This window comes from Gordonia alkaliphila, assembly GCF_039542465.1.
GTDB classification, from domain to species: Bacteria; Actinomycetota; Actinomycetes; order Mycobacteriales; family Mycobacteriaceae; genus Gordonia; species Gordonia alkaliphila.
In genome coordinates this window covers 16775-42548 of sequence record NZ_BAABIE010000014.1, presented here as the reverse complement: position 1 = coordinate 42548, position 25774 = coordinate 16775, and the positions used below count along the sequence as shown (strand labels likewise).

General features: G+C 69.5%; 24 protein-coding genes. 12 read left to right on the top strand and 12 right to left on the bottom strand.

All coding sequences use genetic code 11. The features are described 5' to 3' along the window. Positions 1-7: 7 nt before the first annotated feature. Both ABD989_RS14425 and ABD989_RS14420 read right to left on the bottom strand, forming a co-directional pair. Positions 8-805 (bottom strand): crotonase/enoyl-CoA hydratase family protein, encoded by a 798-nt coding sequence (locus ABD989_RS14425; protein ID WP_345314015.1) that lies wholly within the window; start codon positions 803-805, stop codon positions 8-10. Then, the gene (locus ABD989_RS14420) at positions 802-1695 is read right to left on the bottom strand and encodes a fumarylacetoacetate hydrolase family protein (RefSeq protein ID WP_345314014.1); all 894 of its coding nucleotides are present in this window, start codon (positions 1693-1695) and stop codon (positions 802-804) included. Before ABD989_RS14420 ends, ABD989_RS14425 begins: the two co-directional genes overlap by 4 nt. Positions 1696-1996: 301 nt before the next feature. Here ABD989_RS14420 and dnaK point away from each other — a divergent pair, with 301 nt between their 5' ends. The 4 genes from dnaK (at position 1997) to ABD989_RS14400 (ending at position 6178) form a co-directional block, all read left to right on the top strand. After that, entirely contained in the window at positions 1997-3844 is a 1848-nt protein-coding gene (gene dnaK, locus ABD989_RS14415; protein WP_345314013.1) for a molecular chaperone DnaK, read from the top strand. Then, positions 3841-4392, top strand: coding sequence for a nucleotide exchange factor GrpE (grpE, locus tag ABD989_RS14410; protein WP_345314012.1), 552 nt, complete (start codon positions 3841-3843; stop codon positions 4390-4392). Before dnaK ends, grpE begins: the two co-directional genes overlap by 4 nt. Positions 4393-4543: 151 nt before the next feature. Beyond that, positions 4544-5737: a molecular chaperone DnaJ gene (gene dnaJ, locus ABD989_RS14405; RefSeq protein ID WP_345314011.1), complete on the top strand. Its 1194-nt coding sequence runs from the start codon at positions 4544-4546 to the stop codon at positions 5735-5737. 6 nt (positions 5738-5743) lie between these two features. After that, on the top strand, positions 5744-6178 hold the full coding sequence (locus ABD989_RS14400; RefSeq protein ID WP_345314010.1) for a heat shock protein transcriptional repressor HspR: 435 nt from the start codon (positions 5744-5746) through the stop codon (positions 6176-6178). Between the two features lie 52 nt (positions 6179-6230). On the opposite strand, the gene ABD989_RS14395 is transcribed toward ABD989_RS14400, so the two are convergent. Next, complete coding sequence (locus tag ABD989_RS14395; RefSeq protein ID WP_345314009.1) at positions 6231-7391, bottom strand: FAD-binding oxidoreductase; 1161 nt, start codon at positions 7389-7391, stop codon at positions 6231-6233. Positions 7392-7538: 147 nt separating this feature from the next. Here ABD989_RS14395 and ABD989_RS14390 point away from each other — a divergent pair, with 147 nt between their 5' ends. Next, on the top strand, positions 7539-8675 hold the full coding sequence (locus ABD989_RS14390; protein WP_345314008.1) for an amidohydrolase family protein: 1137 nt from the start codon (positions 7539-7541) through the stop codon (positions 8673-8675). Positions 8676-8679: 4 nt separating this feature from the next. Here ABD989_RS14390 and ABD989_RS14385 read toward each other — a convergent pair whose 3' ends face one another. From ABD989_RS14385 to ABD989_RS14365, 5 genes are read right to left on the bottom strand one after another with little or no spacing between them, the layout of a single operon-like run. Next, the gene (locus ABD989_RS14385; RefSeq protein ID WP_345314007.1) at positions 8680-9777 is read right to left on the bottom strand and encodes a glycoside hydrolase 5 family protein; all 1098 of its coding nucleotides are present in this window, start codon (positions 9775-9777) and stop codon (positions 8680-8682) included. Continuing rightward, positions 9774-11468, bottom strand: coding sequence for an ArnT family glycosyltransferase (locus ABD989_RS14380; RefSeq protein ID WP_345314050.1), 1695 nt, complete (start codon positions 11466-11468; stop codon positions 9774-9776). The genes ABD989_RS14385 and ABD989_RS14380 overlap by 4 nt, the downstream gene beginning before the upstream one ends. A 29-nt stretch (positions 11469-11497) precedes the next feature. Next, positions 11498-13024 (bottom strand): glycosyltransferase family 2 protein, encoded by a 1527-nt coding sequence (locus ABD989_RS14375; protein WP_345314006.1) that lies wholly within the window; start codon positions 13022-13024, stop codon positions 11498-11500. Beyond that, positions 13021-14553, bottom strand: coding sequence for a hypothetical protein (locus ABD989_RS14370; RefSeq protein ID WP_345314005.1), 1533 nt, complete (start codon positions 14551-14553; stop codon positions 13021-13023). Before ABD989_RS14370 ends, ABD989_RS14375 begins: the two co-directional genes overlap by 4 nt. Further along, on the bottom strand, positions 14550-16490 hold the full coding sequence (locus ABD989_RS14365; protein ID WP_246993664.1) for a hypothetical protein: 1941 nt from the start codon (positions 16488-16490) through the stop codon (positions 14550-14552). Before ABD989_RS14365 ends, ABD989_RS14370 begins: the two co-directional genes overlap by 4 nt. A 96-nt stretch (positions 16491-16586) precedes the next feature. Here ABD989_RS14365 and ABD989_RS14360 point away from each other — a divergent pair, with 96 nt between their 5' ends. Further along, entirely contained in the window at positions 16587-17456 is an 870-nt protein-coding gene (locus ABD989_RS14360; protein WP_345314004.1) for an SDR family oxidoreductase, read from the top strand. On the opposite strand, the gene ABD989_RS14355 is transcribed toward ABD989_RS14360, so the two are convergent. After that, entirely contained in the window at positions 17441-18052 is a 612-nt protein-coding gene (locus ABD989_RS14355) for a TetR/AcrR family transcriptional regulator (protein WP_345314003.1), read from the bottom strand. The two genes, ABD989_RS14360 and ABD989_RS14355, sit on opposite strands and share 16 nt — an antisense overlap. 90 nt (positions 18053-18142) lie before the next feature. On the opposite strand from ABD989_RS14355, the gene ABD989_RS14350 reads away from it, so the two are divergent. The 3 genes from ABD989_RS14350 (at position 18143) to ABD989_RS14340 (ending at position 20490) form a co-directional block, all read left to right on the top strand. Beyond that, the gene (locus ABD989_RS14350; protein ID WP_345314002.1) at positions 18143-19048 is read left to right on the top strand and encodes an oxygenase MpaB family protein; all 906 of its coding nucleotides are present in this window, start codon (positions 18143-18145) and stop codon (positions 19046-19048) included. Further along, positions 19048-19569: a DUF4334 domain-containing protein gene (locus ABD989_RS14345; RefSeq protein WP_345314001.1), complete on the top strand. Its 522-nt coding sequence runs from the start codon at positions 19048-19050 to the stop codon at positions 19567-19569. Before ABD989_RS14350 ends, ABD989_RS14345 begins: the two co-directional genes overlap by 1 nt. A gap of 96 nt (positions 19570-19665) precedes the next feature. Continuing rightward, complete coding sequence (locus tag ABD989_RS14340) at positions 19666-20490, top strand: sulfurtransferase (protein ID WP_345314000.1); 825 nt, start codon at positions 19666-19668, stop codon at positions 20488-20490. A gap of 7 nt (positions 20491-20497) precedes the next feature. Here ABD989_RS14340 and ABD989_RS14335 read toward each other — a convergent pair whose 3' ends face one another. Further along, positions 20498-21436, bottom strand: coding sequence for a TIGR03564 family F420-dependent LLM class oxidoreductase (locus ABD989_RS14335; protein ID WP_345313999.1), 939 nt, complete (start codon positions 21434-21436; stop codon positions 20498-20500). Positions 21437-21556: 120 nt separating this feature from the next. Between ABD989_RS14335 and ABD989_RS14330 the strand changes: the two genes are divergently transcribed. The 3 genes from ABD989_RS14330 to ABD989_RS14320 are packed head-to-tail and all read left to right on the top strand — an operon-like array spanning position 21557 to position 23619. Then, positions 21557-22771: an oxygenase MpaB family protein gene (locus tag ABD989_RS14330; protein WP_345313998.1), complete on the top strand. Its 1215-nt coding sequence runs from the start codon at positions 21557-21559 to the stop codon at positions 22769-22771. A 55-nt stretch (positions 22772-22826) separates the two neighbouring features. Continuing rightward, positions 22827-23249 carry a DUF6325 family protein gene (locus ABD989_RS14325; RefSeq protein ID WP_246993671.1) on the top strand — a complete coding sequence of 141 codons (423 nt, stop codon included), beginning with the start codon at positions 22827-22829 and terminating at the stop codon, positions 23247-23249. A 19-nt stretch (positions 23250-23268) separates the two neighbouring features. Beyond that, complete coding sequence (locus tag ABD989_RS14320) at positions 23269-23619, top strand: SHOCT domain-containing protein (RefSeq protein ID WP_246993672.1); 351 nt, start codon at positions 23269-23271, stop codon at positions 23617-23619. Between the two features lie 58 nt (positions 23620-23677). On the opposite strand, the gene ABD989_RS14315 is transcribed toward ABD989_RS14320, so the two are convergent. Next, a complete protein-coding gene (locus ABD989_RS14315; protein WP_345313997.1) occupies positions 23678-24337 on the bottom strand; it encodes an NAD(P)H-binding protein in 660 nt (219 codons plus the stop codon). 43 nt (positions 24338-24380) lie between these two features. Continuing rightward, the gene (locus ABD989_RS14310; protein ID WP_345313996.1) at positions 24381-25652 is read right to left on the bottom strand and encodes an alpha/beta fold hydrolase; all 1272 of its coding nucleotides are present in this window, start codon (positions 25650-25652) and stop codon (positions 24381-24383) included. Between the last annotated feature and the right edge of the window lie 122 nt (positions 25653-25774).

Sequence of the window (25774 nt, the reverse complement as noted above, 5' to 3'; positions counted from 1 at the left end):
CGAGAACTCAGAACTGGCGGTCGGTGAAAACGGGGGCGGTCTTGGCCATGCCGGCCTTGCGGGCGGCGGTGTGGTTGCGGCCGGTCAGCAGGCGGACCTGCAGGGCCTGCTCCACCGGGAACGACAGGCGCGAGCCGTTGTACCAGGTCTGCTCGAACAGGGCTTTGGACGCGGCCACCGCGTCCGGCGACCGCTGCGAGATCGCCGCGATCAGCTCGTCGGCGGCTGCGAACGGATCGTCGGACACCCCGCTGACCAGGCCCCACTCCAGTGCCTGCGCGGCGTCGAACCTCTCGCCGGTCATGGTGAGACGCTTGGCGACGTCGATCGAGGTGAGCTGAGCGATGCTCGCCGACAGCGACATGTCCGGGATCAGGCCCCAGCGGGATTCCATGATCGAGAAGTCGGCGTCGGGCGTGGCGAACCGGAAGTCCGCGCCGAGTGCGATCTGCAGGCCGCCGCCGTAGCAATGGCCGCTGACCACCGCGATCACCGGGACCGGAACCGAGCGCCAGGCCCAGCCCGCCGCCTGGAAGTTGTTGGCGGCCGAGCGGCGCTTGGGGACCAGCGCCCGCATGATCCGGCCGCGCTGGTCGGCCGTGGAGGCGAAATCGAGCCCGGAACTGAACGACGATCCTTCGCCGGCGATCACCACGGCGCGCAGCGACCGGTCCTTGGCCGCGCGGTCGGCGAGGCGAGCCAACTCGTCGATCATGTCCAGGGTGAGGGCGTTGAGCTTCTCCGGCCGGTTCAGTCGGACGTGCGCGACCTGCCCGCGCACCTCGTAGCTGACGTGGCCGGTCATTGTGCGACGACGGTGTTGCGGCACTCGCCGATGCCGTCGATGGCGGCGACCACCACCTGGCCGGGCTTCAAGTGGGCGTCGGCCCCGTGCCGGTGCACGGGCGTCACCGGGCTGCCGGTCGCGATGACGTCGCCGGGGGAGAGCTGCATGAAGCGGGAGACGCGGCGCACCACGTGCACCGGATCGAAGTGCAGGTCGGCGGTGTCGCCGGTCTGTACCTCGGTGTCGTCGACACGGGTGGACAGCGTCAGCGTCGGGCGGATGCCGCCGGACAGTTCGTCCGGAGTCACCACGTAGGGGCCCATCGGGGTGGAGCGGTCCCACGCGTCGCCGAGCGCCCACTCGTCGGTCTCGAACGCCAGGCTGCGGTCGGCGACGTCGTTGAGCACGGTGAATCCGGCGATGGCGGCGGCCGCCTCGTCGTCGTCGGCGTGGCGGACGGACTTGCCGATGATGATGGTCAGTTCCACGGCGGGGTCGAGGGCGTGCGAATCGGACGGCACGACGATCGGGTCGTTCGGCCCGATGAGGGCGCTGGAGAACTTGGTGGACAGGCGCGGATGCTCGGGCACGCTCAGGCTGAGGAGGTTGAAGTGCTCGCCGTAGTTGTGGGCCACGCAGACCACCTTGTCCGGGTCCACCACCGGCGGTGCGAAGTCGGCGGCGCCGGCCGCGTACACGGTGCCGTCGACGACGGCCGCGGCCCTCGTCAGACCTTCGGGATCCTCGAGCACTGCCCGCACGTCGGGGTAGCCGAGATCGATCAGTTGCGTCTGGCCGTCGCGCTCGATGCGTTTGACTGCACGCGTGGTGTCGCCCAGGCGGATGGTGGCCAGGTACATGGCTGCTCCTTCGTTGTCGGCCGCGCGGTCGCGGCCGGTACGCGTCACGTCTTGCCTTCCTCATCATCCCATCGACGCAGATGGCCCACGCAGCCCGTGGTCGGGTGACCAGGATCACGATAAACCTCAGTCGGAAAGGCTCAACTCTGGGAACAACGGTGGCCGGTGGGAGGTTGAACCGATCGAGAAACCTGAGTGTTGCAGACTCAACTAAGGTTGACGGGTTCGGATCCCGCGACTATCAGTTGAGTGTGAGGCACTGAGGTTTCGCAGATTGGATTTGCAGACCACAGGCCGTCAGGCCGGAAAAGACAAGCGGCTCGCTGAGCCGGAACGAGGAGGAACACACATGTCACGTGCTGTCGGAATCGACCTCGGCACCACCAACTCCGCACTCGCGGTGCTGGAAGGTGGCGAAGCCGTCGTCGTCACCAACGCGGAAGGTTCGCGCACCACGCCGTCCGTCGTCGCTTTCGCGCGCAACGGCGAGGTCCTGGTGGGCCAGCCCGCCAAGAACCAGGCCGTCACCAACGTCGACCGCACCGTCCGCTCGGTGAAGCGCCACATGGGCGACGCCAACTGGTCGGTGGAGATCGACGATAAGAAGTACACCCCGCAGGAGATCAGCGCTCGTACGCTGATGAAGCTCAAGCGCGACGCCGAGGCCTACCTGGGCGAGGACGTCACCGAAGCCGTCATCACCGTGCCGGCCTACTTCAACGACGCGCAGCGTCAGGCCACCAAGGAAGCCGGCCAGATCGCCGGCCTCGAGGTGCTCCGTATCGTCAACGAGCCCACCGCTGCGGCTCTCGCGTACGGCCTGGACAAGGGCGGCAACGAGCAGACCATCCTGGTCTTCGACCTCGGTGGAGGCACCTTCGACGTCTCCCTCCTGGAGATCGGCGACGGCGTCGTAGAGGTCCGTGCGACCTCCGGCGACAATGAGCTGGGCGGCGACGACTGGGATGAGCGTGTCGTGGAATGGCTCGTCGAGAAGTTCAAGGCCAGCTCTGGCATGGACCTGACCAAGGACAAGATGGCGATGCAGCGTCTGCGTGAGGCTGCGGAGAAGGCCAAGATCGAGCTGTCTGCCTCGCAGAGCACCACGATCAACCTGCCGTACATCACCGTCGACGCGGACAAGAACCCGCTGTTCCTGGACGAGACCCTCTCGCGTAGCGAGTTCCAGAAGATCACCCAGGACCTGCTGGATCGCTGCCGCAAGCCGTTCGAGGCGGTCATCGCCGACGCCAGCATCAAGATCGACGACATCCACCAGGTGGTCCTGGTCGGCGGCTCCACCCGTATGCCCGCCGTCTCGGAGCTGGTGAAGGATCTGACCAACGGTCGCGAGCCGAACAAGGGTGTGAACCCGGACGAGGTCGTCGCGGTGGGCGCTGCCCTGCAGGCCGGCGTGCTGCGCGGCGAGGTCAAGGACGTGCTGCTGCTCGACGTGACCCCGCTGTCCCTCGGTATCGAGACCAAGGGCGGCGTGATGCACAAGCTGATCGAGCGCAACACCACCATCCCGACCAAGCGCTCGGAGACCTACACCACGGCCGAAGACAGCCAGCCGTCGGTGCAGATCCAGGTGTACCAGGGTGAGCGCGACATCGCGGCCCACAACAAGCTGCTCGGCAGCTTCGAGCTGGGCGGCATCGCACCTGCCCCGCAGGGTGTCCCGCAGATCGAGGTGACCTTCGACATCGACGCCAACGGCATCGTGCACGTCACCGCGAAGGACAAGGGCACCGGCAAGGAGAACAGCATCCGGATCCAGGACGGCTCCGGTCTGTCCAAGGACGAGATCGACCGCATGGTCAAGGACGCCGAGCTGCACGCTGAGGAAGACCGTCAGCGTCGCGAGGAGGCCGAGACCCGCAACCAGGCCGAGTCGCTGGTGAATCAGACCGAGAAGGTGCTGAAGGACAACGAGGACAAGGTTCCGGCGGAGGTCGTCACCGACGTCAAGGCGGCGGTCGACGAAGCCAAGGAAGCCCTCAAGGGCACCGACTCGGCAGCCATCCGCAGCGCGATCGAGAAGCTCTCGGAGCGTTCGCAGGCGATGGGTCAGGCGATCTACGCCAACGCTGAGTCCGAAGCCGGCAGCGACGCCGCAGCAGGCGCCACGGGCGGCAACGACGACGACGTCGTCGACGCCGAGGTCGTGGAAGACCCTGCGGACGAGCAGAAGTGACGCAGCCGGGCGGCGCGGGCGAGAACGAACCGGCCGTGGACGCCGCGACTGACGAGGCCGCAGCCGCGGCGGAAGCCGAGCAGGCTCCCGCCGCGGAGGCGGTGGACGATCCGCAGGTGGCCGAGTTGACCGAGGCGCTGCAGCGCGAGCGGGCCCAGTTCGTGAACTTCCGTCGGCGCAGTGCCGAGGAGTTCGCGCAGGCGGCTTCGAGCGGGCGACAGAAGCTGGTCGACAAGCTGCTGCCCATCCTCGATGATCTCGATCGTGCACGTGAGCACGGCGATCTCGTCGACGGGCCGCTGAAGGCCTTCGCCGACAAGCTCGGCGAGGTCCTGGCGGGCGAGCAACTGGTGAAGTTCGGGGAACCGGGCGACGCCTTCGATCCGGAGCTGCACGAGGCGATCCAGAACGATGCCACCGGCTCGGATCTGGTCCTCGGCCTGGTGTACCGCGCCGGATATCGATTGGGCGACAAGGTGATTCGCCACGCGATGGTGACCGTCACCGACGCCGCCCCCAGCGACGCCCCCACTGCGGGCGACGCCTAGCGCGCCACGCGGGACCGGCAGCGAGCGATCGCGCCGGTCCCGCGGTGGTCGCCGCACAGACACAGACTTTCCGTCCGGCCCACAGCCGGACGCGCAGCACTACATTCGAAGAAACTAGAAGAACTAGGGAGAACCAAGGAGGTGACGAAGAGTGGCGGTGCAACGAGAATGGCTCGACCGTGACTTCTACTCCGATCTGGGCGTCGCTTCGGACGCTTCGGCCAGTGACATCAAGAAGGCCTACCGGAAGTTGGCGGCGCAGCTGCACCCGGACCGGAATCCCGGTGACAGCGCAGCCGAAGAACGTTTCAAGAAGGTCTCCGAAGCCAACAGCGTCCTGTCGGACGTGGAGAAGCGCAAGGAGTACGACGAAGCGCGCGCGCTCATGGCCAGCGGACGATTCCGCGGCGACGGGGCCGGCGGCTTCGGCGGTGGCGGCTACACCACCACCGGCGGGGCCGGGGGCTTCGACCTCGGTGACCTGTTCGGCGGTGCGGGCGGCGGCGCAGGCATGGGCGGCTTCGACTTCGGCGACATCTTCGGCGGCGGCGGCCGATCGCGTTCCCGAACGCGCCAGCAGCAGCCGCAGCGACCGCGCCGCGGCAACGATCTGGAGACCGAGACCACCCTCGCCTTCCGCGATGCGGTCAAGGGCAACACGATCAGCCTGCGGGTGACCAGCCCGTCGCCGTGCACCACGTGTCACGGCAGCGGCGCCAAGCCGGGCACCAGCCCGCGCACCTGCACCTCGTGCAACGGCACCGGCTTCCTGCAGCGGGACCAGGGACACTTCGGCTTCGCCGAGCCCGATCCCGAGTGCCAGGGCACCGGTACGAAGATCGACGAGCCGTGCGCCGACTGCTCCGGCAGCGGCATCCAGGTCCGACCGCGGACCATCAACGTGAAGATCCCGGTCGGCGTCGAGGACGGCCAGCGCATCCGGCTGACCGGCCAGGGCGAGGCGGGACGGCGCGGTGCGCCGTCGGGCGACCTGTACGTGACGGTGCACATCACGCCGGACCGGCTGTTCACCCGCAGTGGGCACGACCTGAAACTGCAACTGCCGGTGAGCATCTCGGAACTGGTGCTGGGCACCACGGTGTCGGTGCCGACGCTCGACGGTTCGGTCGGGGTGAAGATCCCGCCGAACACCGCCGACGGTCGGACGTTGCGGCTCAAGGGCCGCGGCGTGCCGAAGCGGGCCGGCGGCGTGGGCGACCTGCTGGTGACCGTGAAGGTCGCGGTACCGCCGAAGCTCGACGACTCCGCGGTGGAGGCGATGAAGGCCTACGCCGCAGCCGAGCAGGCCGCGGGCTTCGATCCTCGGGCGGGCTGGGGGCGGTGATCGGGTATGCGCGAGAGCAAGAGCGAACGCGCCGGCTCGACGCCGCAGTGGCCGGTGCGTGAGAACCAGTCGGTTCCGGACTCGGCCACCTTCCTGATCTCGGTGGCCGCCGAACTGTCCGGCATGCATGCGCAGACTCTGCGCACCTACGACCGGCTCGGCCTGGTGACCCCGAAACGGACCCGGGGCGGCGGCCGTCGCTACTCGCAGCGCGACGTCGAGCGCTTGCGGGAGATCCAGCGGTTGTCGCAGGACGAGGGTGTGAACCTGGCGGGCATCAAACGGATCATCGAACTCAGCGACGAGGTCGCCGCCCTGCACCGGGCAGTGGAGGAACTGTCGCGCGGCACCGGCGGCAACAGTCGCCAGCGCGAGTTGGTACACGTGGAGCGGTCCAGTTCGGTGGTGCTGTGGCAGCCGCGTCGTCGTCGCGTCGAGTAGCCGTTGTAGAAGCGGTCCGTCGGCACCGACGACCCGGTACGGCCCCGTCGCGTCAGTGCTGAGCGACGGGGTCGTGCTGCATCCGCTCGCTGGGCACCCCCGCCAACCGTAGCCGCAGCTTGGTGGAGATCACCATGTCCGGCGGCCCGGCGATGAGCACCTGGCGGTCGGACCAGTCGGCGTACCGCGCGGCGACGTCGCCGACCTTGCCGCGGGCGATCGACACGCCCCACTGCCCGGGGTCCACGGCGCCGGTGATCCACCAGGGATCCGTCGTTTCCTCGACCACGCCGGTGAGGGTGAGCCACGGGTTGGTGGTGGCGAGTTCGCGCAGCATGGCGAGGTCGTACAGCTCGCCGGGGAAGCGTGCGCCGTAGAAGAGATGCGTGGGCGGGGTGTCGGCCCGGCGCGCCATCTCCAGGAGCAGGGCGCGCAGCGGGGCCAGTCCGGTACCGCCGGCCACCATCAGCACGGGCCGGTCGCCGTCGATGCGCAGCCGTCCGTGCGACTGCGCAAAGGTCCACACGTCGCCGGGTGCGGTCTCGGCCACGACGGCGGCGCTGAACGCGCCGCCCGGTACGGCGCGCACGTGGAACTCGAGCTCGCCGGCGTCGTTCGGCGGGATCGCGGGCGACAGGTTGCGCCACACGTGCGGCCACTGCGGGATCTGCGTCTCCAGGTACTGGCCGGAGTGGAACGGCGGCATCGGATCGACGGCCACCAGGCGGATCACGGCGCGCTCGCGGTTGATGGTGAACTTCTGCACCACGCGTGCCCGCCAGGTGGCCGGGCCCTCCACCGTCTGCGCGGCGCCGCGCATCACGCCGGTGGTCAGGAGCATGCCCTGGGCCACGGTCTCGGCGGATTCGGTGTTCCACTCGGTGCCGAGCAGCCGCGCGGACTCGGTGACCAGCGCCTGCGCCATCTGGTTGTAGTGGGCGTCGGTGACCCCATACTTGCGGTGGTCCCGCCCCAGCTGCGCGAGCAGTTCGATGAGCTCCTCGTGCCCGGAGTCGCCGGGAAGTACGTCGAGCACGTGGTCGAGAACGTCGACGAAGGCCTCGCGGACGTGACTCATGTGCGCGGGGAACAGGTCGCGCAACTCCGGCGAGTTGCCGAAGAATCGCGCAAAGACCTTCTGCGCGAAGCCGTCTCGGTCCGCGTCAATCAGGTCCCGCAGCCGGTGCAGCACCGGTGGAGTTGCTCCGCTCACGTCCTTCGCTCCTTCCCGGGCACCGTCGGCATCGCCCCTCGGCGTCGCTCGCATCGACGTCACACAGTCGACTACACAGAGTAGTCCGGTCGGTCTCGTCGTGCCGTCGGCGCGCGCCGCGCACGCGAATGTGGCACGCTGAAAAGGGTGGCGACCTTGGCTGGACGTGTACCGGGGATCGTGGACGCTCATGTGAACTTCTTCGATCCGCGTAGACCGCCGTGGGGTCTGCCGCGCATCGGCCGGGTGCCGACGCCGATTCTGCGCGCGCTGCCCGATCCGCTCGTGCGCTTGGCCACCCGGATCGCCGATGAGCAGAGTCTCAGCGGAGTCGCGGGCCCGGGTCTGCTGTCTGCGCGCTATCAGATGCGCGAGTATGTGCGCGACACGGCGGGACTGGCCTCGGTGGCCGGAGTTCCGGTCGCTGCGGTGCTGCCGGTGGACGCGCAGTGGCGGCGGCGGGTGTCGATCAATGAGGCGCCCGAAGCGATCGCTGAAGACATGCGCACCCTGCGGGAGCTGTCTTACGGCGCCCCGTCGCCCGCACTGGGCGGACTGATCGTCCCCGGCGACGAACGCGTCGCCGGACTGGGTGTGCGCACGGTGCTCGACGACGAGGAAAGCTTGATCCGCGGCGTGCGACTGCGCTGGGGACGGCATCCGGACCCGCTGGTGCGCGACTGGTCTACCGAACCGGATGCTCTCGACTCGCCGATCTTCCGGAAGGCCTTCGCCCGGCTCGCCGAGCGCGGGCTGATCTTCGAATCCCTGTGTTACTCACACGAATTGGCGCAACTGGCCGAGCTGGCCGCGGAATTCCCGGAGACCACGATCGTCGTCGAGCACATGGGTCTGCCGGTCGGCGTCTTCGGGCCCATCGGTAGTTCGACGGGCGCGACGGCCGCCGCGCGGGCGGACATCCTGAGCCTGTGGCGCGAGCGGATGGCCATGCTCGCGGCTCGGCCGAACGTGCTGGTGAAGATCAGCGGTATCGCCTCGCAACTCCTCGGTTACGGCGACGAGAAGGCGGGGAACATCGGCGGGCAACGCATCCTGGCCGACATGATCGGGCCGCTGGTGCTGCACGTGGTGGACCGCTTCGGTCCCGAGCGGGTGATCTTCGGCTCCAATGCGCCGCTGGACAGTCACAACGCGACGATCGGCGTGACCGTCGGCGCGCTGCTCGACGTCCTGGGTCCGCGTGGCGACTACCTGCTTGCCCACCTGTTCGCCGAGAACGCGCAGCGCGTCTACCGGATTCCGCCGGCCGCCACCGAGGGCTGAGCTGTCAGTTCAGACGGGGCCACAGCGGGTCGCCCGGACCGATGTCGTAGGTGCATTCGGAGGGGCGCGGGTCGGGCACGTACGACCACACGAGAGCGCCCGCGCCGCCGAGATCGCGGGCCGTGTCGATCTGCGCGCGAAGCAGATCTGCGCGTTGGGCCAGGGGACGGCACGATCCGGCCTCGATACCCACCTCGGCGACCAGCAGCGGCTTGTGCACGTCCTTCGCGATCTCGATGCGAGCGGGCAGTCGTGCGTCGACGGGGACCAGGGCATCGGTGGGGTACAGGTGATACTCGAGGACGTCGATCCCCGGGGACGCGCCGAGGTTCGCGTAGGCCGGGCCCGCGCTGCCGCACTGGTCACCGCCCAGCAGGCCGGCGAATATGAGGTGGTCGGGATCGATCTCGTCGATCAGCGCACCGACGTCGTCGTAGAAGGTGCGCAGCACCTCGGCTGCGTCTGGTGCACAGGTCCGGCCGCTCGGTGCGGTGCATGCGGCGTCGAGGCAGGTCACGGGCTCGGGCTCGCCGACCGCCGTCCAGCCGACCAGAGCGGGAGCGTCGTGCCAGCGCTGCACCGCCGTGCGCACCCAGTCGGCGTAGCTGCCGTGCGCGCTGGCCTGCCGGGTACGCCACTGCCCCCGATAGAAGTCGATGTCTTTGACGGTCTCACCGTCGCAGGCGCCGTCGCCGGACGCCAGGACGGGCAGCACCAACTGGTCGTGACGGGCGGCCGCCGCGAACACCGCGTCGGCGGCGGCGTAGTCGATGGTGCCGTCGTCGGAGCGGACCGTCGACGGCGCGAGGAGCGCGAATCGGGTCAGCGAACGTGCTGGGAGAGCGCCGAAGTACTCGTCCAGGTTCACTTGCGCGCCGCAGCCGACATTGAGCGACCAGTCGGTGGTGAGCTGGTAGGCGTTGTAGCCGACCGGCCACCAGGGCTCACCGTCGAGCAACAGTCGAGTGCTGTCGACGGTGACCGCGGCGACCGGTTCGGTGGTCGTCGGCCGATCGTCGCCGCGAACGACGACGCCGACGGCGAGCGCGATCACCGCGACGACGACGACGACGAACAGGTCGCCGGCAGCTGCGCGTCTCACGGGAGCTCGACCTGGCGGGGTAGGACGCGATAGATCCGCCAGTCCGGGAGGTCCGCTCCCTGATTGGGCGCCTCCAGCGTGAGGACGCCCACGTCGGCGCCGTTCTCGTACAGCGTCGGGTAGCGGAGGTTGAGCGCGTCCGAGCGTCCGCGCCCGGTGTTGGGCACACTGAGCAGATATTGGACGCGGTACCGTGCGGGATCGTTGAGGATCTCCGCGAAGTCCTGGTCGGACGGGATGACGAACTGGCTGGGTCGGGCCGACCTGGCCACCACCGCGAACCCGTAGACGGTATCGGTGAGCACCGCGCCGTCGGGGAGGTCGAGGGCGTCGAGGTACTCGGCGAGTTGGCGTTCGGTGGAGAACGACCGGGCCACTGTGCGGGCGTCGAGGTGCACCGGGTCCACCGAGTCGGGCTGCGGGTGGACGATGGTGGCGAGCGCGAACTCCTGCGGCGCGTACCGGGGCGAGGTGATCCCGACCGCGGTGACGCCGATCGCCGCCACCATGGTGACCGCGGCGAGTGCCGCCGCAGCCGCCGACCGCAGCCGGTGGCGACCGGGCGGTAAGAGGGGCGGCACTTGGGCGTCGTGTCCGAGACGACGGTGCGGCACGGTGCGGCGTTCGGGCACGGCGAGCAACGCGACGGTGGCCATCAGCGGCACCACCGCGAGATAGAAGCGCAGGAAGCCGAAGGTGGAGCCGAGCGCGTAGGTCGAGGTCTGGAAGGCGAGGACCGCGCCACCGGCGACGATGGCTGCCACCAGGGGGCGGAGGCGGCGTCGTCGCCACCGCCACACTGCGACGACGGCCAACAGCACGGGAAGGAGCGGGGCCAGCAGGAACATCTCGGTGAACGAGAAGCCGAGCGCCGACCCGAGGGAGGACGAGCCGCTGCCGCCCGATTCGGCGATGATCGCCGCGTTGCCGTACTCGGAGGTGAACTGGGCGAGCAGTTCGCCGTTGATGATCCAACTGGTGAGTGACCAGACCACGAAGGCTGCGGCCGCGGGCAGGAGCACCAGTCCGGCGTCGATCAGCGCGCGGTCCCGACGTCGGGTCCGATCCGGGCGTCGATATGTCACGGTGGCGACGAAGACTGCGGTGATCACCGCGGCCGCGCCCAGGTCGTAGCGGGTGAGGAAGCCCAGGGCGAGTGCGATGCCGGCGGTGACGAGGTCGTGGACGTCGTCGGTGTCCACCCAGCGGATCATCCGGCGCGCCGTCCACAGCAGGAAGAACAACGACGGCGCTTCGCTCATGCCGTTCGCGGCGTAGAGCACGATCATCGGGTTCACCGCGTAGGCGGCGACGACGATCGCCAGCAATACGGGTGGCACCCCGCGATCACGGCCGATCCCGTAGAGCATCGCCACGGACCCGGCCATGAACGCCGACGACATGATGACGGCCGACAGTGCATCAACGGTGAGTATCGGGAACACTGGCGACACGGCGATCAACGGCAGTTGGACCAGCGCCGTCAGCGGCGTGAAGATGAAGCCGATCGCCGACAGGTGCGGATCGCGGCTGAACAGGACGCTCTGCGCGGCCTGCACACGGGAGAGCGCGTCGCCGAAGAAAAACTGCTGGTCCACAGCGAGGTAGTAGCCCACCGTCAGGTACGCCAACCAGCACAGCGCGAAGACCAGCCACCCGTTCGGGCGCAACCTGGTGCGACGGCGCTGCATGTCCCGCTGTCGCGCCCGGTCCGGGGCGGTCACGGCGCTGCGCTCGCGGCGCCGTCGGGGTCGGCGGCCTCGTCGTTCTTCGTGCTGCTGCTCGTGAGGCCGTGGACGGTCTTCTCCCAGTACGACGGGCTGGTGATCAGCTGCCACATGCCCTTGATCGCGGCGATCGACATGAGGACCCAGTAGAACGGGACGATCAGCGCCGACCAGAACAGCTCGGGACGACGTTCCTCCCGGATGGCGACGATGTTCATGTAGATCATCGCGCTGTTGCCGATCACCAGGGAGATCAGCGCCAGGTAGTAGACGGGCCCGGGGAACAGGGCGGCGATCGCGGTCGGTTCACCGCTGATCCAGATCACCAGAATGAGCCAGAACGCCATGTTGACGCAGGCGATCAGCGGGGTGCCGGCCAACAACATGGTGAACCGGTAGACCTGCACCGCGCCGAGCGTCCGCCACAACTGGAGGGGATGGCGCATGTGGACCAACCACGTCTGCATGTAGCCCTTGTACCAGCGCGAACGCTGGCGAATCCAGTTGATGCCGTCGACATTGGCTTCTTCGATCGTCACCGAGTCGATCACCTCGGTGCGATAGCCGCGCGCCGCGATCCGGATGCCGAGGTCGGCGTCCTCGGTCACGTTGTGCGGATCCCACGCGCCGATCTCGTCGAGCAGGGTGCGTCGGAAATGGTTCGACGTGCCGCCCAGCGGGATGGGCGAACGACTGGCCATGATGCCGGGGAGCAGCGTGCCGAACCAGATGCCGTAGTCGGCGGTGAACCAGCGGGTGAGCAGGTTGTCGGTGGCGTTGTGGAAGGAGAGTTTGCCCTGCACGCACACCACGTCGTCGTCGGCATCCTCGAAGGCGGCGGCCACGCGGCGCAGTTGCAGCGGATCGGGTTCGTCCTCGGCGTCGTAGATGGTGATGATCTCACCGGTCGCGAAGGCCATGCCGTAGTTGCAGGCCTTGGGTTTGGTGCGCGGCTCGGCCGGCGGCACCAGCACCATGGTGACGATCGGATCCTCGCCCATGCTTCGCGCCGCCTCGATGGTGGGCGTGTCGTCGGCCTCCAACAGCAGGAGCACCTGGATCTTCTCCTGCGGATACTCCAGCGCCCGCATGTGGGCGATCAGGTCGCCGATCACCTCGGGTTCGCCGTAGGCGGGCACCAGCACCGTGTAGGTGGGCAGCGCGTCGTCGTCGATGGCGCGGGCGCGTTCGTCGGTCACGGCGATGGCGCCGTTGACCAGGCCGCGTCGAAACAGGAGCAGGCGGTCGGTCATCGCCAGGATGTAGACGACGGTCATCAGCGAGACGACGGTCGCGGCGGTCGGCAGAGGCCAGAGCACGGCAGCCACCGCGGCCACCGCGGCCACCGCGAATCCGATGGTCTTCTGCGGCCGAGTGAAGGCGACGGCGGCCGAAGCATCCGGAAAACGTGTGCGCAGCCCGTCGACGGCTTCGACGAGCGCGGCCTGACAGTAATCGTCGTTCGCCATCAGTTCGGCGACGGGGCGGGTGGCCGGGGAACCGGCGGGGTGGCTGATCATCGCGATCTCTCGGCGGCGGCGATCTGGGTGTCGATCAGGTCGCCGGCCAATTTCACGAGGAGGTCGTAATCCTTGAACCGGGGGTCGAGATCCTGGGTGACGGCGTTGCCGCGGAAGACGCGGGTCAAGATGTCGTTGACGAGATCCAGTGTCTCCTCCGGTCGGCGCAGCTGCAGGAACTGTGCCGTCGGCTCGTGGTTGTCCACCGAGATCAGGGTGACCTCTTGCGTCCTTCGGCCGTTGTTCCACCGCCACGACAGCGCGTTGTAGGTGAGTAGACGCTGGTCGTCGACCACGGTGGACAGGGTGCCGAGGATCCCATGCGGCAGCTCGACGGGCCGGCCGATCGAGGTGCGGACACCGGAGACCGCATAGCGCACGGAGGCCGGATAGATGTCGAAGGTGAGCGGCACGGCGGACTCGACGGCGTCGACCACCACGCGCCGTGGCCGGGCGTGCACGTCGAACGCCGGATCGCCGACGTTCTGCTCCAGGATCTGGCGCATCCCCGTCGCCTGCCAGCCGTTCACGGTGGCCGGAAACGGGCCGGTGGCCTCGATCTGCCGCCAGCCGGACGGCACCAGCAGCGGTGGTTCGCTGCGCATGCCCGCGATGTACACACCGTCGTTCGGCGTCACCGTCGGCGCGCCGATCAGGTTCAAGACCACGGTGAACACGATCAGGATCAGGGTGCCGGTGCGGTTGTCGGCGGCGGTGGGCGGTCGTACGTCCCGGTGCGGCAGCGGTTTGAGCGTCCGATCGGGGAACCGGCGCTGCACGTACGCGAAGATCGCGATCGCGGCGCCGCAGCCGAACGCGGGCACCCAGTGGTACACCGCGAGACCGGCCTCCGGCGCCACCAGGAGCAGGACGGCGAGCACCACGGCGCCCGAGAACGCCGCGGCGACGGCGCCGATGACAGCGCGCCGACGGGTGGTGCCGACGGCCACTGCGGTGGCTGCGACGCCCAGCACCAACATCACGACGCCGGCGTCCAGGCGACTGTTGCCGAGCGAGATCACCAGCACCCGGTACGGCAGCGGGAACAGGGACAGGCTCAGCACCCACACCCACCGGTAGCGGAGGGCGGGGCGCAATCCGAACAGCAGCACGCAGCCGGCGAACAGGAAGACCACCAGTGCCAGCAGGTCCGTGCGGGTCATCAGGTAGGCGGGCAGGTAGCGGCGATTCAACAGGCCCAGCAGCGCGGTCGCGAGGATCAGCGTCACGATGCCGACGATGTGGTCGGTGTCCCGGTCGTAGATCGGCGGTTCGTTCTCGTGCCGGACGCTCACGCCGATGGCGGCGAGCACGCACAGCCCCGCGGCCGCCGGGAGGTAGGTGAGCAGAGTGCCCTCGCCGAGTTCCATCCCGACCGATCCGAGGGTGTCCCAGAAGGCCGCGACGGTCAGGATCAGCAGCGCCGACCACCGCCACGCGAGGACGACGAGCGGGCGCTCCCGCAGCGGCGTCCGCGCTACGGACGCCTCATCCGATGGAGCCGGTGCGTGCGGCGCCGGTGCGGTCACGGCCCGGCGTCGGCGTCACCGGGTGCCGGTCGTCGGCCCCGGCGCCGCAGGATCAGGGCGCTGCTGACCAGGGCGGCCACCGCGACCGCTGCGCCGATCCCGATCCATGCCCCGGTGGACAGTCCGCGGTCCGCCTCGTGGGCGATGGTCGGCGGAACCGCCAGCACCGGCTGCTGGTCGGCGGTCTGCAGCAGGGCGGTGCCGTCGAGCGCCGACCATCGGTTCTGGTCGTCGTCGAGCCACGTCAAGGCGGTGTCGAGGAGCTCAGGTGCACCCGTCGAGGTGGCCACCAGGACGGTGCGGTCGTTCTGGCGGACCACCTGGAGCGAACCGAACGGGACCTGCGGGATGTTCGTCACCGCGGGGCCGCCGCCCACATAGTTCACCGTGATCTCGCCCTGCCCGGTGCGCTTGACCGGTAGCGGTAGGTCGCCGAGGCCCTCGCCGTCGGCGGCGATCAGTACCGCGGGCAGCTTCGGATTGAGCGCCGAAACCGCCACCGTGTCGATGCCCAGCGGCGTCGCCGACATCCGCTGCAGGCCGGTCACGATCTGCACGGCGCGGCCGATGTCGGCGAGGTCCCCGGTGGTCCAGGCCAGCTGGGTCCGCGGCAGCAGCGTTTGCGGGAGCGAGCCGAAACCGGGCGGAACGGGCGGGTCGGCGGGCGTGGATTCGACGAGGCCGTCCGCGGACAGCGACAGGCTGGTCCGGTGGGCGTCGCCGCAGAGGGTTCCGCTGTCGCCGCGCTCGACGGTGACGGTGACGTCGGTGAAGCGGTTGACGGCGTCGGGCAGCGTCACCCAGGTGTCGAAGCCGCCGTGCGACTCGGTCGGCCACGAGTCCACGACGGTGTCGCCGGCGCGGACCACCACGCGGCCCCCGCTGCCGGACGGCGGCGGGGTGTAGGTGCCGCGCAACTGGATACGGACGTCCTTGACGGGCCGTCCGATGCGGGTCTGGTCGATGCCGATCGACAGCGACGGCCAGCCCGTGGTGGTGACCTGCTGGTCGGTGACATCGAGGTCGGCCAACGTGGTGACGGCGCGCGGCAGCTGCGGGGCGGCCACGCCGGGACCGGGGACCGCGGCGGCGGCCATGGCCAACGACGACAGGTCCGAGGTGAGGAAGGCCGCGGTCCGGCTCAGGTCCGGTCCGCCCAGCGTCAGGTAGCGGTCGTCGACCACCGCCAGGCCCGCCGTGAGGTCCTCGGCGATCACGATCTGCCGTTCGAACGGACTCGTCGCGACCGGCGGGCGCAGGGCGGTGCGCGGCAGGGAGCGGGTGACGATCTGCACGGGCACGTTCTGGTACCGGGCGACGACGGCGGCGGCCACGTCCACCGCCGCGGCGCCCTCGGCCTCGCGCGGATCGCTCGGCACATACAGGGTCAGCTTGGTGAGTACCGGCGGCAGGAAGTCGCCGACTGTGCGGACGCCGGCGGGTCGTCCGGCGAACTCGATACGGGCATCGGTGAGTCGGAAGGCCTGGGCGGGATCGAACTGGCAGAAGCCGTCAGTGCGCAGGTAGCTCTGCAGAGTCAGATTCGCCGAGTTGGTCCTCTCGTCCACGCGAAGTCCGGTCAGCGGCAGCGCGATCGCCGCGTTCGGCGTGGTCGGCACCGCGGTGCGGGAGATCAGGCGCTCGCCCTGCCGGACGTCGACGGTGCCGCCGGTGACCCACGGCGGCAGCGCGACGGTGCCGCGCAGCACGGTCGGCGCGGTGCCGGGCGGCACCGAGACGGTCAGCGGGTACGCGTAATCCTGGCCGGGCAGGGTCACCGTCGCTCCGGCGCCGAGGTAGTCGAGTCCGATGCTCAGGCCGGCGCCGCTGTTGGTCGGCGCGCCGGCGTCGTCGGGGGCGGCGAGCGCGAGACCCGGACCGCCGCCGACCAGTAGTAGCGCCAGGCCGACCGTGACTGCCGCTATCGTTCGTCGCATAGGGTCAGTTTTCCGTGAGAGCGCACTGATGTCTAAAGATCGCGCCAGAAGATCACGTGCTGACTGACCGTTCACCGGCTCGATGGGAAGCAAATCATGGGAATCTTTTTGGTCACCGGCTCGGCGTCGGGCATGGGTGCGCAGACCGCGCAACGGCTGCGGGCCGAGGGGCATCGAGTGATCGGCGTGGACCGCGCCGACGCCGAGGTGGTGGCCGATCTGTCCACCCCGGAGGGTCGGCAAAGGGCGATCGACGAGGTGTTGGGCAGCTGCGACGGGGTGCTCGACGGCGCGGTGCTGGCCGCCGGTCTCGGACCCAAGCCGGGTGCCGAGCGGACGATCGTCGAGGTGAACGTGCTCGGTGTCACCGAGTTGCTGACCGGTCTGCGCCCCGCGCTGGCGAAGTCGGAGAAGGCCAAGGTGGTGGTGATCGGCTCCAACTCGACCACGTCCACGCCGTTGGTGCCCCGTCGTGCGATCCGGCAGTTGCTGCGCGGCGACACCGAGGGGGCGGCGCGGACACTCCGTCGTCGTGGTCCGCTGTCGGCGCCGGCTGCGTACGCCGCATCCAAGCTGGCGGTGAGCTACTGGTGCCGCCGTGAAGCGGTGTCGGCGGCGTGGGCGGGTGCCGGTATCCGGCTGAATCTGCTGGCCCCCGGGCCGGTGCTGACGCCGCTGTTGCGGGGCCAGCTCGCCAGCGGCACCGGCAAGCAGGTGCGGTCGTTCCCGGTGCCCGCGCGCGAGTACGGCACGCCCGAGCAGATCGACGAATGGATCGCCGTGATGCTGTCGCCGGCCGCGGACTTCATGGTCGGCTCGGTGATCACCGTCGACGGCGGCACCGAGGCGCTGCTGCGGCCGCGGGACTGGCCGGCGCGTCTGCCGCTGCCCGAACTGCCGCGGATGCTGTGGTCGATGTACAAGGCGCCCTCGCGCGGACAGGTGGCCGACTACTCCGACGTCTGAGCGGCGGCCGCCATCGATGCGGCCAGCGCCTCCTGAACGTAGGGATCGGTCATCAGCAGGTGGCGCATGCTCCATTCGAGGTCGGCCAGATCGGTGCCTGCCCCCTCGTGGCCGATCAGCAGCAGCATCGACGTGGCGGCCAGTCGCTCGGCGTGCTCGGCGGGAACGCCGAGTTCGCAGGTATAGCGGGCGACGGCCTGGCGTCGTTTCTCGTCGACGGCGAGCAGGGCGGCACGTACGTCGTCATCGCTCGCCGCCCATACGCGCAGGGCGGCCTCGGAGCGGTGGGGTAGGCCGAGTGCGACGGCGATGAGTGCTTCGACCCGCTCGTGCGGGGACGGTTGGACGTCGAGCCAGGCCACGAGCCGGTCCGTCGCCTCGCTGCGCCAGTGCGCGATGAGCGCGGTTTCGAAGGCCTTCCAGTTGCGGAACGAGTGGTAGAAAGCGCCGGTGGTGAGGCCGGTCTCGGCGCATACCGCCGCCTGCTTGAAGCCGCCGTAGCCGTCGCGCGCCAGGACCTGCATGCCCGCCGCCAGGAAGCGGTCGCGCAACGGTGAGGTCTCCTCGGCTGCCTGTTCGCGCTGTTCACGGCTCATGTCCATCGATTCTGCCATGTTCGGCGATGACCCCTTGCCAGTGGACATAAGGTGACTTATGGTGATCGCACGCAACGAAAGGTCATCACCATGCTTCGCTGGGATCGCAATCGCGGACTGGACCCGCGCACCGACTACGAGCAGATCTACCGCAACCTCTCGCAGTACGACTTCCCGTGGGACTTCAACCAGGCGCTCAGCTTCGCGCTCTTCCGCACCTACGCGGTGCCGAGCGTCGGACGGCTGCTGCATGAGTCCGGCGGTTTCGCCGACACGCAGAAGCGGTACGACGACACCGCGATCCTGCTGGAGCGTCCACTGGTCTGCGGTTTCGATTCGGCCGAGGGTAAGACCGCGCTCCGGCGGATCAACCAGATGCACCGGGCGTACGACATCTCCAACGACGACATGCGGTACGTGCTCGCCACCTTCGTGGTGGTGCCCAAGCGGTGGATCGACGACTACGGCTGGCGCACGATGACCTACGACGAAGTGGTCGCGACGGTGCACTTCTACCGCAAGCTCGGTCGGCACATGAACATCCAGGACATGCCGGAGACCTACGAGGAGTTCGCCGACCTGCTCGATTCCTACGAGGCCGAGCACTTCGCCTACGACGAGGGCGGGCGCGCGGTGGCCGACCTGACGCTCGACCTGCTGAGCACCTTCTATCCCACGGCGCTGCGCCCGATCGTGAACCAGTTCTCTCGGGCGCTGATGGACGAGCCGCTGCGGGCGGCCTTACGGTACGAGGCGCCGTCGCCCATCGTGCGCCGAGTCTCGTTGGGCGCCATGGCCGCTCGCGCGGCGTTCGTGCGTCTCATGCCGCCGCGGTTGCGCGCCAAGGACTTCGAGCACAGCAGCCGCATGAAGACCTATCGGGCGGGCGAAGTGGTGACCGAACAGCTCGGTACCTTCCCGGGTGGATGCCCTGTGCCGCACGGCGTTTCGGGTGAGGACACTGCGTCGACGACCGATCCGGCTACGGTGGCGTGATGACCGATGTGCTGACCCTGCAGGCCGGCGTCGACGCCGTCGCCGCCGAGGACCTGTTCGACTCTCTGCCGCCGGTGACCGTCGAGCAGATCCTCGGCACGTGGCACGGCAGCGAGGTCCCCACCGGTCACGCGATGGACGGGCTGCTCGACGTGTCCGGCTGGTACGGCAAGCGTTTCGCGTCGGCCGAGGAGGTGCACCCGTTGCTGTTCGGCGCGCCGGGATCGCTGTACGCGGTGAACCCCAAGCTGCTGCCGCTCGGCACGCTGAACCGCTTCGGCGACACGGTGCCCAAGGTGCTGCCGCCGGGTGGCCGCGCGGCGTTCCGCCTGCTGCGCACCCGCAAGTACCGCGCCCGCCTGCGCGAGGTGTCGTACCGGGGACAGGTCAGCGCGGCCATGGTCTATGACGACCTGCCGATCATCGACCACTTCCGCCTCCTCGCGCCGGACACCCTCCTCGGCGCGATGGACACGCGGAACTCGCCGCACCCGTACTTCTTCCTCCTCGAGCGCGCCTGACCCCCGCGCCCGCCTCTCCCAGCCACGCGGGGGTGGGGAGGGGGCTCGTAGGGTGGGAGCGTCGGTGGGAGCGCCGACGGCGAGGAGAGGGAAGCGATGTCGGACGTGTTGATCGGGGTAAACGACCTGGCCGAGGCCATGCTGGGGCCGCGGCCGCCGGTGGTGCTCGACGTGCGGTGGCAGTTGGGGTCCGACGACGGGTTCGCCCGCTACAAGGCGGGGCACCTGCCGGGTGCGGTCTACGTCGACCTGAATACCGAGCTGGCGGCGCCGCCGAGCGCGGAACAGGGCCGTCACCCGCTGCCCCACCTCGACACGCTGCAGGCCGCCGCCCGCCGGTGGGGCATCGACTTCGGCGTGCCCGTGGTGGTCTACGACGACGCCGGCGGCACCGTCGCCGCGCGTGCGTGGTGGCTACTGCGCTGGGCCGGCATCGCGCAGGTCCAGCTGCTCGACGGCGGACTGGGTGCCTGGCGCGACGCCGGGATGCGATTGTCCTCCGGCGATGCCGTGCCGCGCGTCGGCAATGTGACACTGACCGGCGGGCGCCTGCCCGTCGCCGACATCGACGAGGTCGCCGGGACGCAGGCGCTGCTGCTGGATGCCCGCGCGGCTGAGCGCTACCGCGGCGAGGTGGAGCCGGTGGATCCGCGGCCCGGCCACATCCCGGGTGCGGTGAGCGCGCCGACCACCGAAAACCTCACTGCCACAGGCACTTTCCGTTCCGCCGACGAACTGCGGGCGCGTTTCGCCGCGCTCGGTGCCGATTCCCGGCCGGTCGTCGTCTACTGCGGTTCCGGCGTCAACGCGGCGCACGAGATCGCGGCGCTGGAGGTCGCCGGGATCGACGGCGCCGCGCTGTACCCGGGTTCCTACTCGCAGTGGTCGTCGGACCCGCAGCGCCGCGTCGACACCGCCTGATCCGGACTCAGACGCCGGAGGGCGCCAGGTCGTCGAGCCGCCGCAGGAGCGCCCGGGTGCGGGCGCGGGCCTCGGGATCGCGATCGAAGAGGATGGCGACGAACTCGTCGACCCCGGCGTCGGCGACCTGCTGGATGCGGGCGGTCACGGCGGCCTCGTCGCCGATGATCGCCGCATCCGTGGACGCTTCGTAGCCCTCGCGGTCGAGCATCGCCCGGTACGACGGCAGGGTGTTGTAGATCGCGAACTGCTCGGCGGCGGCTGCGCGGGCGCCGACCGCGTCGTCGGTGACGCTCACCGGCAGTATGGCGACGGTGCGCACGGCACCGGCCGGCCGACCGGCGTCGGTGGCCGCGGCGTGCAGGGTCGGCACGATGTGGTCGCGCAGGGTCGTCGGACCGGTCATCCAGGTGACCGTGCCCGCCGTGCGACGACCGGCGACGCCGAGCATCTTGGGGCCGAGCGCGGCCAGGTAGACCGGCGGAACGGGCGCGTCCACAAAGCTGAGGGCGCCGCGGGTGGTGACGAAATCGCCTGGCGCATTGGCCTTTTCGCCGGCGAGGAGGGGAAGCAGGCCGTCGAGCACCTCGTTGGTGCGCTGCACCGGCTTGTTGTAGGGGATGCCCCACATGCCCTCGGTGACCACCTGGTGGCTGAGGCCGAGGCCGAGGTTGAGGCGGCCGCCGATGATCGAATTGGTGGTCAGCGCGCGCTGCGCCAGGGACATCGGATGTTGGTTCTGCATCGGCAGCACGCTGGTGCCGAACTCGATGCCGGGGACCTCGCGGCCGGCCACCGCGATCGCCGTCAGGGCGTCCGGCTCGTAGGGCATCTGGGTGGACCACACGCGCCGAAAACCTTCGTTGTGCAGTGCGCTCAAGCTCTCGATGGCGCGGCCGATCGCGACCGATTTGGCGTTGATGGTCCAGACGACGCTGAGCTGCATGACTTCCTCCAGATACGGCGGCCTACATATCGCCCTGACCCTAACCGATGGCGCGCACCTACCGTGCCGTGAGACAAGATTGTAGATTTGTATCTAACGGTAGGTGATACAAGGAGAGCCATGGAACTCGTCGTCAATGAGGCCCACCAGCGGGTGCGGGACCGGGTCAAGCGATTCACCGGCTTCGAACTGCTGCCGCGGCCCGCGGTGGCCGCGCAGTTCCTCGCCGGGCACACCGCGGGCGATCCGGTGGCCGAGCGATTCGTCGCCGAGACCTATCACGGCGAGATGGGCGCCGAGCGCGCCCGGGAGTTGCTCGACGAGGCGCTGGCCGTCGGGATCGACGGGATCGATGACGCCCCGGAGTCGATGCGTGCCCTGTTCACCGAGTTCGAGACCGTCCCGGACTGGGTGGACCCCGTGCTGATCGAGCAGGGCGCCGCGGTCTGGCGGCGCTGGGGCTACAGCCTCGGGGCGGTCGGCAACGCGGGCACCATGGACACGTATACCGAAGGCTCCCTGGCGATTCCGCTGTCCCTGTCGGGCGGCTACGCCGGGGCCAGCGCGCTGCACCGGTACCTGGAGACCAGTCGCTGGTGGTTGGAGGTGTGCCAGCCCGGGGCGGTGCTGACACCCGGCTCGCGGGCGCGCGAGGTCTCGCTGAAGGTGCGCGTGATGCACGTGTCGGTGCGGGCCCGCGTGGCCGAGCATCCGGAGTGGGACAGCGCGGCACACGGTCTGCCGATCAGCCAGAGCGAAATGATGCTGACGCTGCTCGGTGGCAGCGTGGGCCCGGCGCTCGGCCTGTACGCCCTGGGTTTCGTGACCAGTCCGGCCGAGATCCGCGCGGTGCTGCACTTCAACCGCTACCTCGGCCACCTGGTGGGCTGCCGCGTCGACGAGATGTATCCGGAGTCGGTGCTCGACGGCGTGCGGCTGCTGTACTACTTCGATGCCACCCGCAAACACGACTCCGGGCCGCTCGGACCCGAGCTGGTGGAGGGCTTCGTGCCGTCGTTCGAGCCGCCCGCCGGCATGCGGGGCCTGACCCGGCTGCGCGCCAAGTATCACCTGCACCTGCAGGCCGGGTACACGCGGCTGTTCATGCTCCCGTGGAATCGGCGGCACTATCGGCTGCCGAGCGGTCTGCCCGGGCTCGCGGTGCTCATCCTGCGCGCACCCCTGATCGTCGCGACCGAGGTGGCGCGCCGGCTGTCGCCGGGCGTCGACCGGTGGGTGCAGGCGTCGTCGATGCGGCGTTGGCGGCGCTGGCACGCGTGGCATCTGGGGCAGCGAGAAGAGCGGTTCGACGCCGGGCGCCGGTTACGTCGCTGATCCGACGGTCGAGGCATACTGTGGATGGGAACAACCCATCGACTTCAGGAGAATCATGACCGACAACTCGTCTCTGCTCGGCCCCGTCGAGTTGATGATGGTCTCGATGCCCGATACGGGAATATCACCGCAGGTGCTCGCCGCGCTCGCGGCACAGGTCAGGGCCGGCACCGTCCGCATCCTTGATCTGGTGCTGGTGACCCGAGCCGGTGAGGACGAGATCGAGGCCACCGAACTGTCGCTCGACGCGGTCGGCATCGAGATCATGGACTTGGCGCTGCCGGGCCTCACCGGCGACGAGGACATCGCCCTGCTGGCCGAGTCGCTCGAGGTCGGCGAGAGCGCCGCCATCGTCGCACTCGAACTGGTATGGGCGCGGGACCTGGGCGCGGCGCTGGCCGCGGAAGGCAGCGAAGTGATTGCCGCAGAACGGATTCCGTCCGCGGTGGTCAACGAGATCGCCAACCTCGACAACTGAGAAGAACAGGAGAATTCAGATGTTGCGAAACGGACGACCAGGACTCATCGGCCTCGCCGCGCGCACCGCTGTGGTGACCGGAACCGCCAACGCGATGGGCAACCGCGCCGCCAACCGGCGGGCCCAGCAGCAGCAGGAGACGCAGCAGCAACAGCTGCTCCAGCAACAGGCCTGGGAGGCGCAGCAGGCTCAGCAGCAGCAGATGCAGCAGCAGCAGATGCAGCAGGCCCAGCAGCAGGCTCCGCCGCCCGCTGCGCCGGCCGGAGGCGTGGACCTGACCGCCGAGCTGATGAAGCTCGCCGACCTGCGCACCCAGGGCCTGCTGACCGACGACGAATTCGCCGCTGCCAAGGCCAAACTGCTGGCCTGACCCGCGTCTCTCCGGGCTCCGAGGGCGACCACCGCGTCGACCTCGGGGCCCGGCTCGGTCACGAGGCGGCGGCCAGTGCTTTCGCGACCGGCACGTCGCCGTCGGTGAACGGCAGATCCTTGCCGATGGTGGTCGGATCGGCGAGCACGGCGGCGGCCATCGCCGCCACGTTCGCGCGGGAGGTGCCCGGATTGTCGGCCGCGCGGGTAGCCCCGAGGTCGACGGCGCCGGTGGGCTCATCGAGTGTGAGCCGACCGGGCATCAGGATGGTCCAGTCGAGGTCGGAGGCGCGCAGCGCGGTGTCCGCGGCGGCCTTCGCCTCGGCGTAGGGGAAGAACGAATCACCTTCCGGCACACCGTGGTCGGGGCCTGCACCGAGGTAGGACACCATCACGTAGCGGCGCACGCCGGCATCCTGGGCGGCCTGCATCGACCGGATCGCCGCGTCGCGGTCGACGGCGTACGTCCGGGTCGGATCGCCGCCGCCGGCCCCGGCGCTGAAGACCACCGCGTCGGCGCCGCGCAGCACGGCGGCCAGTTCCGGTGCGGAGGCGGTTTCGATGTCGAGCAGCAGCGGGCTCGCGCCCGCCGCGGCGACGTCGACCGCCTGTTCCGCGGTGCGGATGATGGAGGTGACCTCGTCGCCCCGTTCCGCGAGGAGTGGTGCCAGGAGAAGTGCTACTTTGCCGTGCCCGCCGATGATCACGATTTTCGCCATGGCATCGACCGTACCGACTCGGGGGCGGCTGGGCGGGTGGGGGCTACAAGCCGTGTCGGCCTAGGAACTCGACGATCGCGGAGGCGAACACCTGGTTGTCGTCGCCGGCGACCATGTGTCCGGCCTCGCTGACGTCGGCCACTTCGGCGTGCGGGATCAGCGTGCGCATCGAGTCGATACCCTCCTGCGAGACCACGTCCGACTGCCCGCCGCGCACCAACAGGGTGGGGACGGTGACCGCCCGTGAGGCCTCGCTCAGCACCTCGACGTCGGTGATGCGGGTTTCGTCGCCGCCCTGCAGGAACCGCGGATCCCAGTGCCAGTACCAGCGGCCGTCGGCGCGCTGGCGGACGTTCTTGGTGAGGCCGCCGAGGTTGCGGGTGCGCTTGCGGCTGGGGTTGTAGGCGGCGATGGCGTCGGCCACGTCGTCGAGGGTGTCGAACCCGTCGATATGGGCGCCCATGAACTCCTTGATGCGGTCGATGCCCGCGGGCTCGACGTCGACGACGATGTCGACCAGCACCAGACCGGCGGCGACGTCGAGGTGGCGGCCGACGGTGTTCAGGCCGGTGATGCCGCCGAGGGAGGCGCCCACGATCACCGGCTTGATCTCCAGCGCGTCGAGTGTCCCGAGGAGGTCTTCGGTGAACGCACCCACGGCGTAGTCGGCGTCCTCGGGCCACGCGCTGTCGCCGTGTCCGCGCAGGTCCATGGTGTAGACGTCGTGCCCGAGCGCGGCGAGGCCCGCGGCGGCGCGGTTCCACGAATGCCGCGTCTGGCCGCCGCCGTGCAGCATCAGGATCGGCGCGTGCGTGCCGTCGCCGGTCGACGCAGGCCACCGGTCGCCGGTGAGGGCGAGCGCGCCCACCTCGATGGTGAACGTCTCGGCGGTGGGTGCGGTCGCGGTCGCACGGGGCCGCCCGGCCAGCCACTGCCGGATCTCGGCCAGGTAGGCCTGGATCTCCGGAAGGTCGACGTTCGGGAAACGGTCGGCGAGATGGTCGAGGAATACCGGGGAGAACGGGTCGCGCACCAGGTCGTCGATGTAGTGCCGGCGGATGACGAGGGTCTGGAAGGTGTCTTCGAGGTAGTCCTCGATCCAGCGGGTCGCGCGGCGATCGGCGGCATCGTCGCTGCGCCACGCCGGGGGCACCTCGTCGAGAGTCGTGCCATCGAGCGGAAGGTGCAGGTACTCGTCGCCGTCGTCCAGGGCGAGGCCGGTGTCGTCGAACACCACGATGTGGTCGGATCCGGTCATCCGGGTGATGGCGCCGTAGGCAGCGAGGCGACGCGCGACGTCGTCGAAGGTGTCCATTCTTCGAGGCTAACCTGTGCCGTCGGCGGCCGATCATCGCCGCCCGAACCGGGAGGTTTCGCGGTGATCGGCGGGATCTTGAGGTAATCCAGAGGAACTGCGCGGGCAATGTGCGCCTCGGG

Excerpts from the sequence above, each read along its gene's own strand:
- ABD989_RS14425 (WP_345314015.1), bottom strand. The coding sequence starts at position 805 with ATGACCGGCCACGTCAGCTACGAGGTGCGCGGGCAGGTCGCGCACGTC.
- dnaK (WP_345314013.1), top strand. The coding sequence starts at position 1,997 with ATGTCACGTGCTGTCGGAATCGACCTCGGCACCACCAACTCCGCACTC.
- ABD989_RS14400 (WP_345314010.1), top strand. The coding sequence starts at position 5,744 with ATGCGCGAGAGCAAGAGCGAACGCGCCGGCTCGACGCCGCAGTGGCCG.
- ABD989_RS14380 (WP_345314050.1), bottom strand. The coding sequence starts at position 11,468 with ATGCAGCGCCGTCGCACCAGGTTGCGCCCGAACGGGTGGCTGGTCTTC.
- ABD989_RS14375 (WP_345314006.1), bottom strand. The coding sequence starts at position 13,024 with ATGATCAGCCACCCCGCCGGTTCCCCGGCCACCCGCCCCGTCGCCGAA.
- ABD989_RS14365 (WP_246993664.1), bottom strand. The coding sequence starts at position 16,490 with ATGCGACGAACGATAGCGGCAGTCACGGTCGGCCTGGCGCTACTACTG.
- ABD989_RS14360 (WP_345314004.1), top strand. The coding sequence starts at position 16,587 with ATGGGAATCTTTTTGGTCACCGGCTCGGCGTCGGGCATGGGTGCGCAG.
- ABD989_RS14355 (WP_345314003.1), bottom strand. The coding sequence starts at position 18,052 with ATGAGCCGTGAACAGCGCGAACAGGCAGCCGAGGAGACCTCACCGTTG.
- ABD989_RS14350 (WP_345314002.1), top strand. The coding sequence starts at position 18,143 with ATGCTTCGCTGGGATCGCAATCGCGGACTGGACCCGCGCACCGACTAC.
- ABD989_RS14345 (WP_345314001.1), top strand. The coding sequence starts at position 19,048 with ATGACCGATGTGCTGACCCTGCAGGCCGGCGTCGACGCCGTCGCCGCC.
- ABD989_RS14340 (WP_345314000.1), top strand. The coding sequence starts at position 19,666 with ATGTCGGACGTGTTGATCGGGGTAAACGACCTGGCCGAGGCCATGCTG.
- ABD989_RS14335 (WP_345313999.1), bottom strand. The coding sequence starts at position 21,436 with ATGCAGCTCAGCGTCGTCTGGACCATCAACGCCAAATCGGTCGCGATC.
- ABD989_RS14330 (WP_345313998.1), top strand. The coding sequence starts at position 21,557 with ATGGAACTCGTCGTCAATGAGGCCCACCAGCGGGTGCGGGACCGGGTC.
- ABD989_RS14325 (WP_246993671.1), top strand. The coding sequence starts at position 22,827 with ATGACCGACAACTCGTCTCTGCTCGGCCCCGTCGAGTTGATGATGGTC.
- ABD989_RS14320 (WP_246993672.1), top strand. The coding sequence starts at position 23,269 with ATGTTGCGAAACGGACGACCAGGACTCATCGGCCTCGCCGCGCGCACC.
- ABD989_RS14315 (WP_345313997.1), bottom strand. The coding sequence starts at position 24,337 with ATGGCGAAAATCGTGATCATCGGCGGGCACGGCAAAGTAGCACTTCTC.
- ABD989_RS14310 (WP_345313996.1), bottom strand. The coding sequence starts at position 25,652 with ATGGACACCTTCGACGACGTCGCGCGTCGCCTCGCTGCCTACGGCGCC.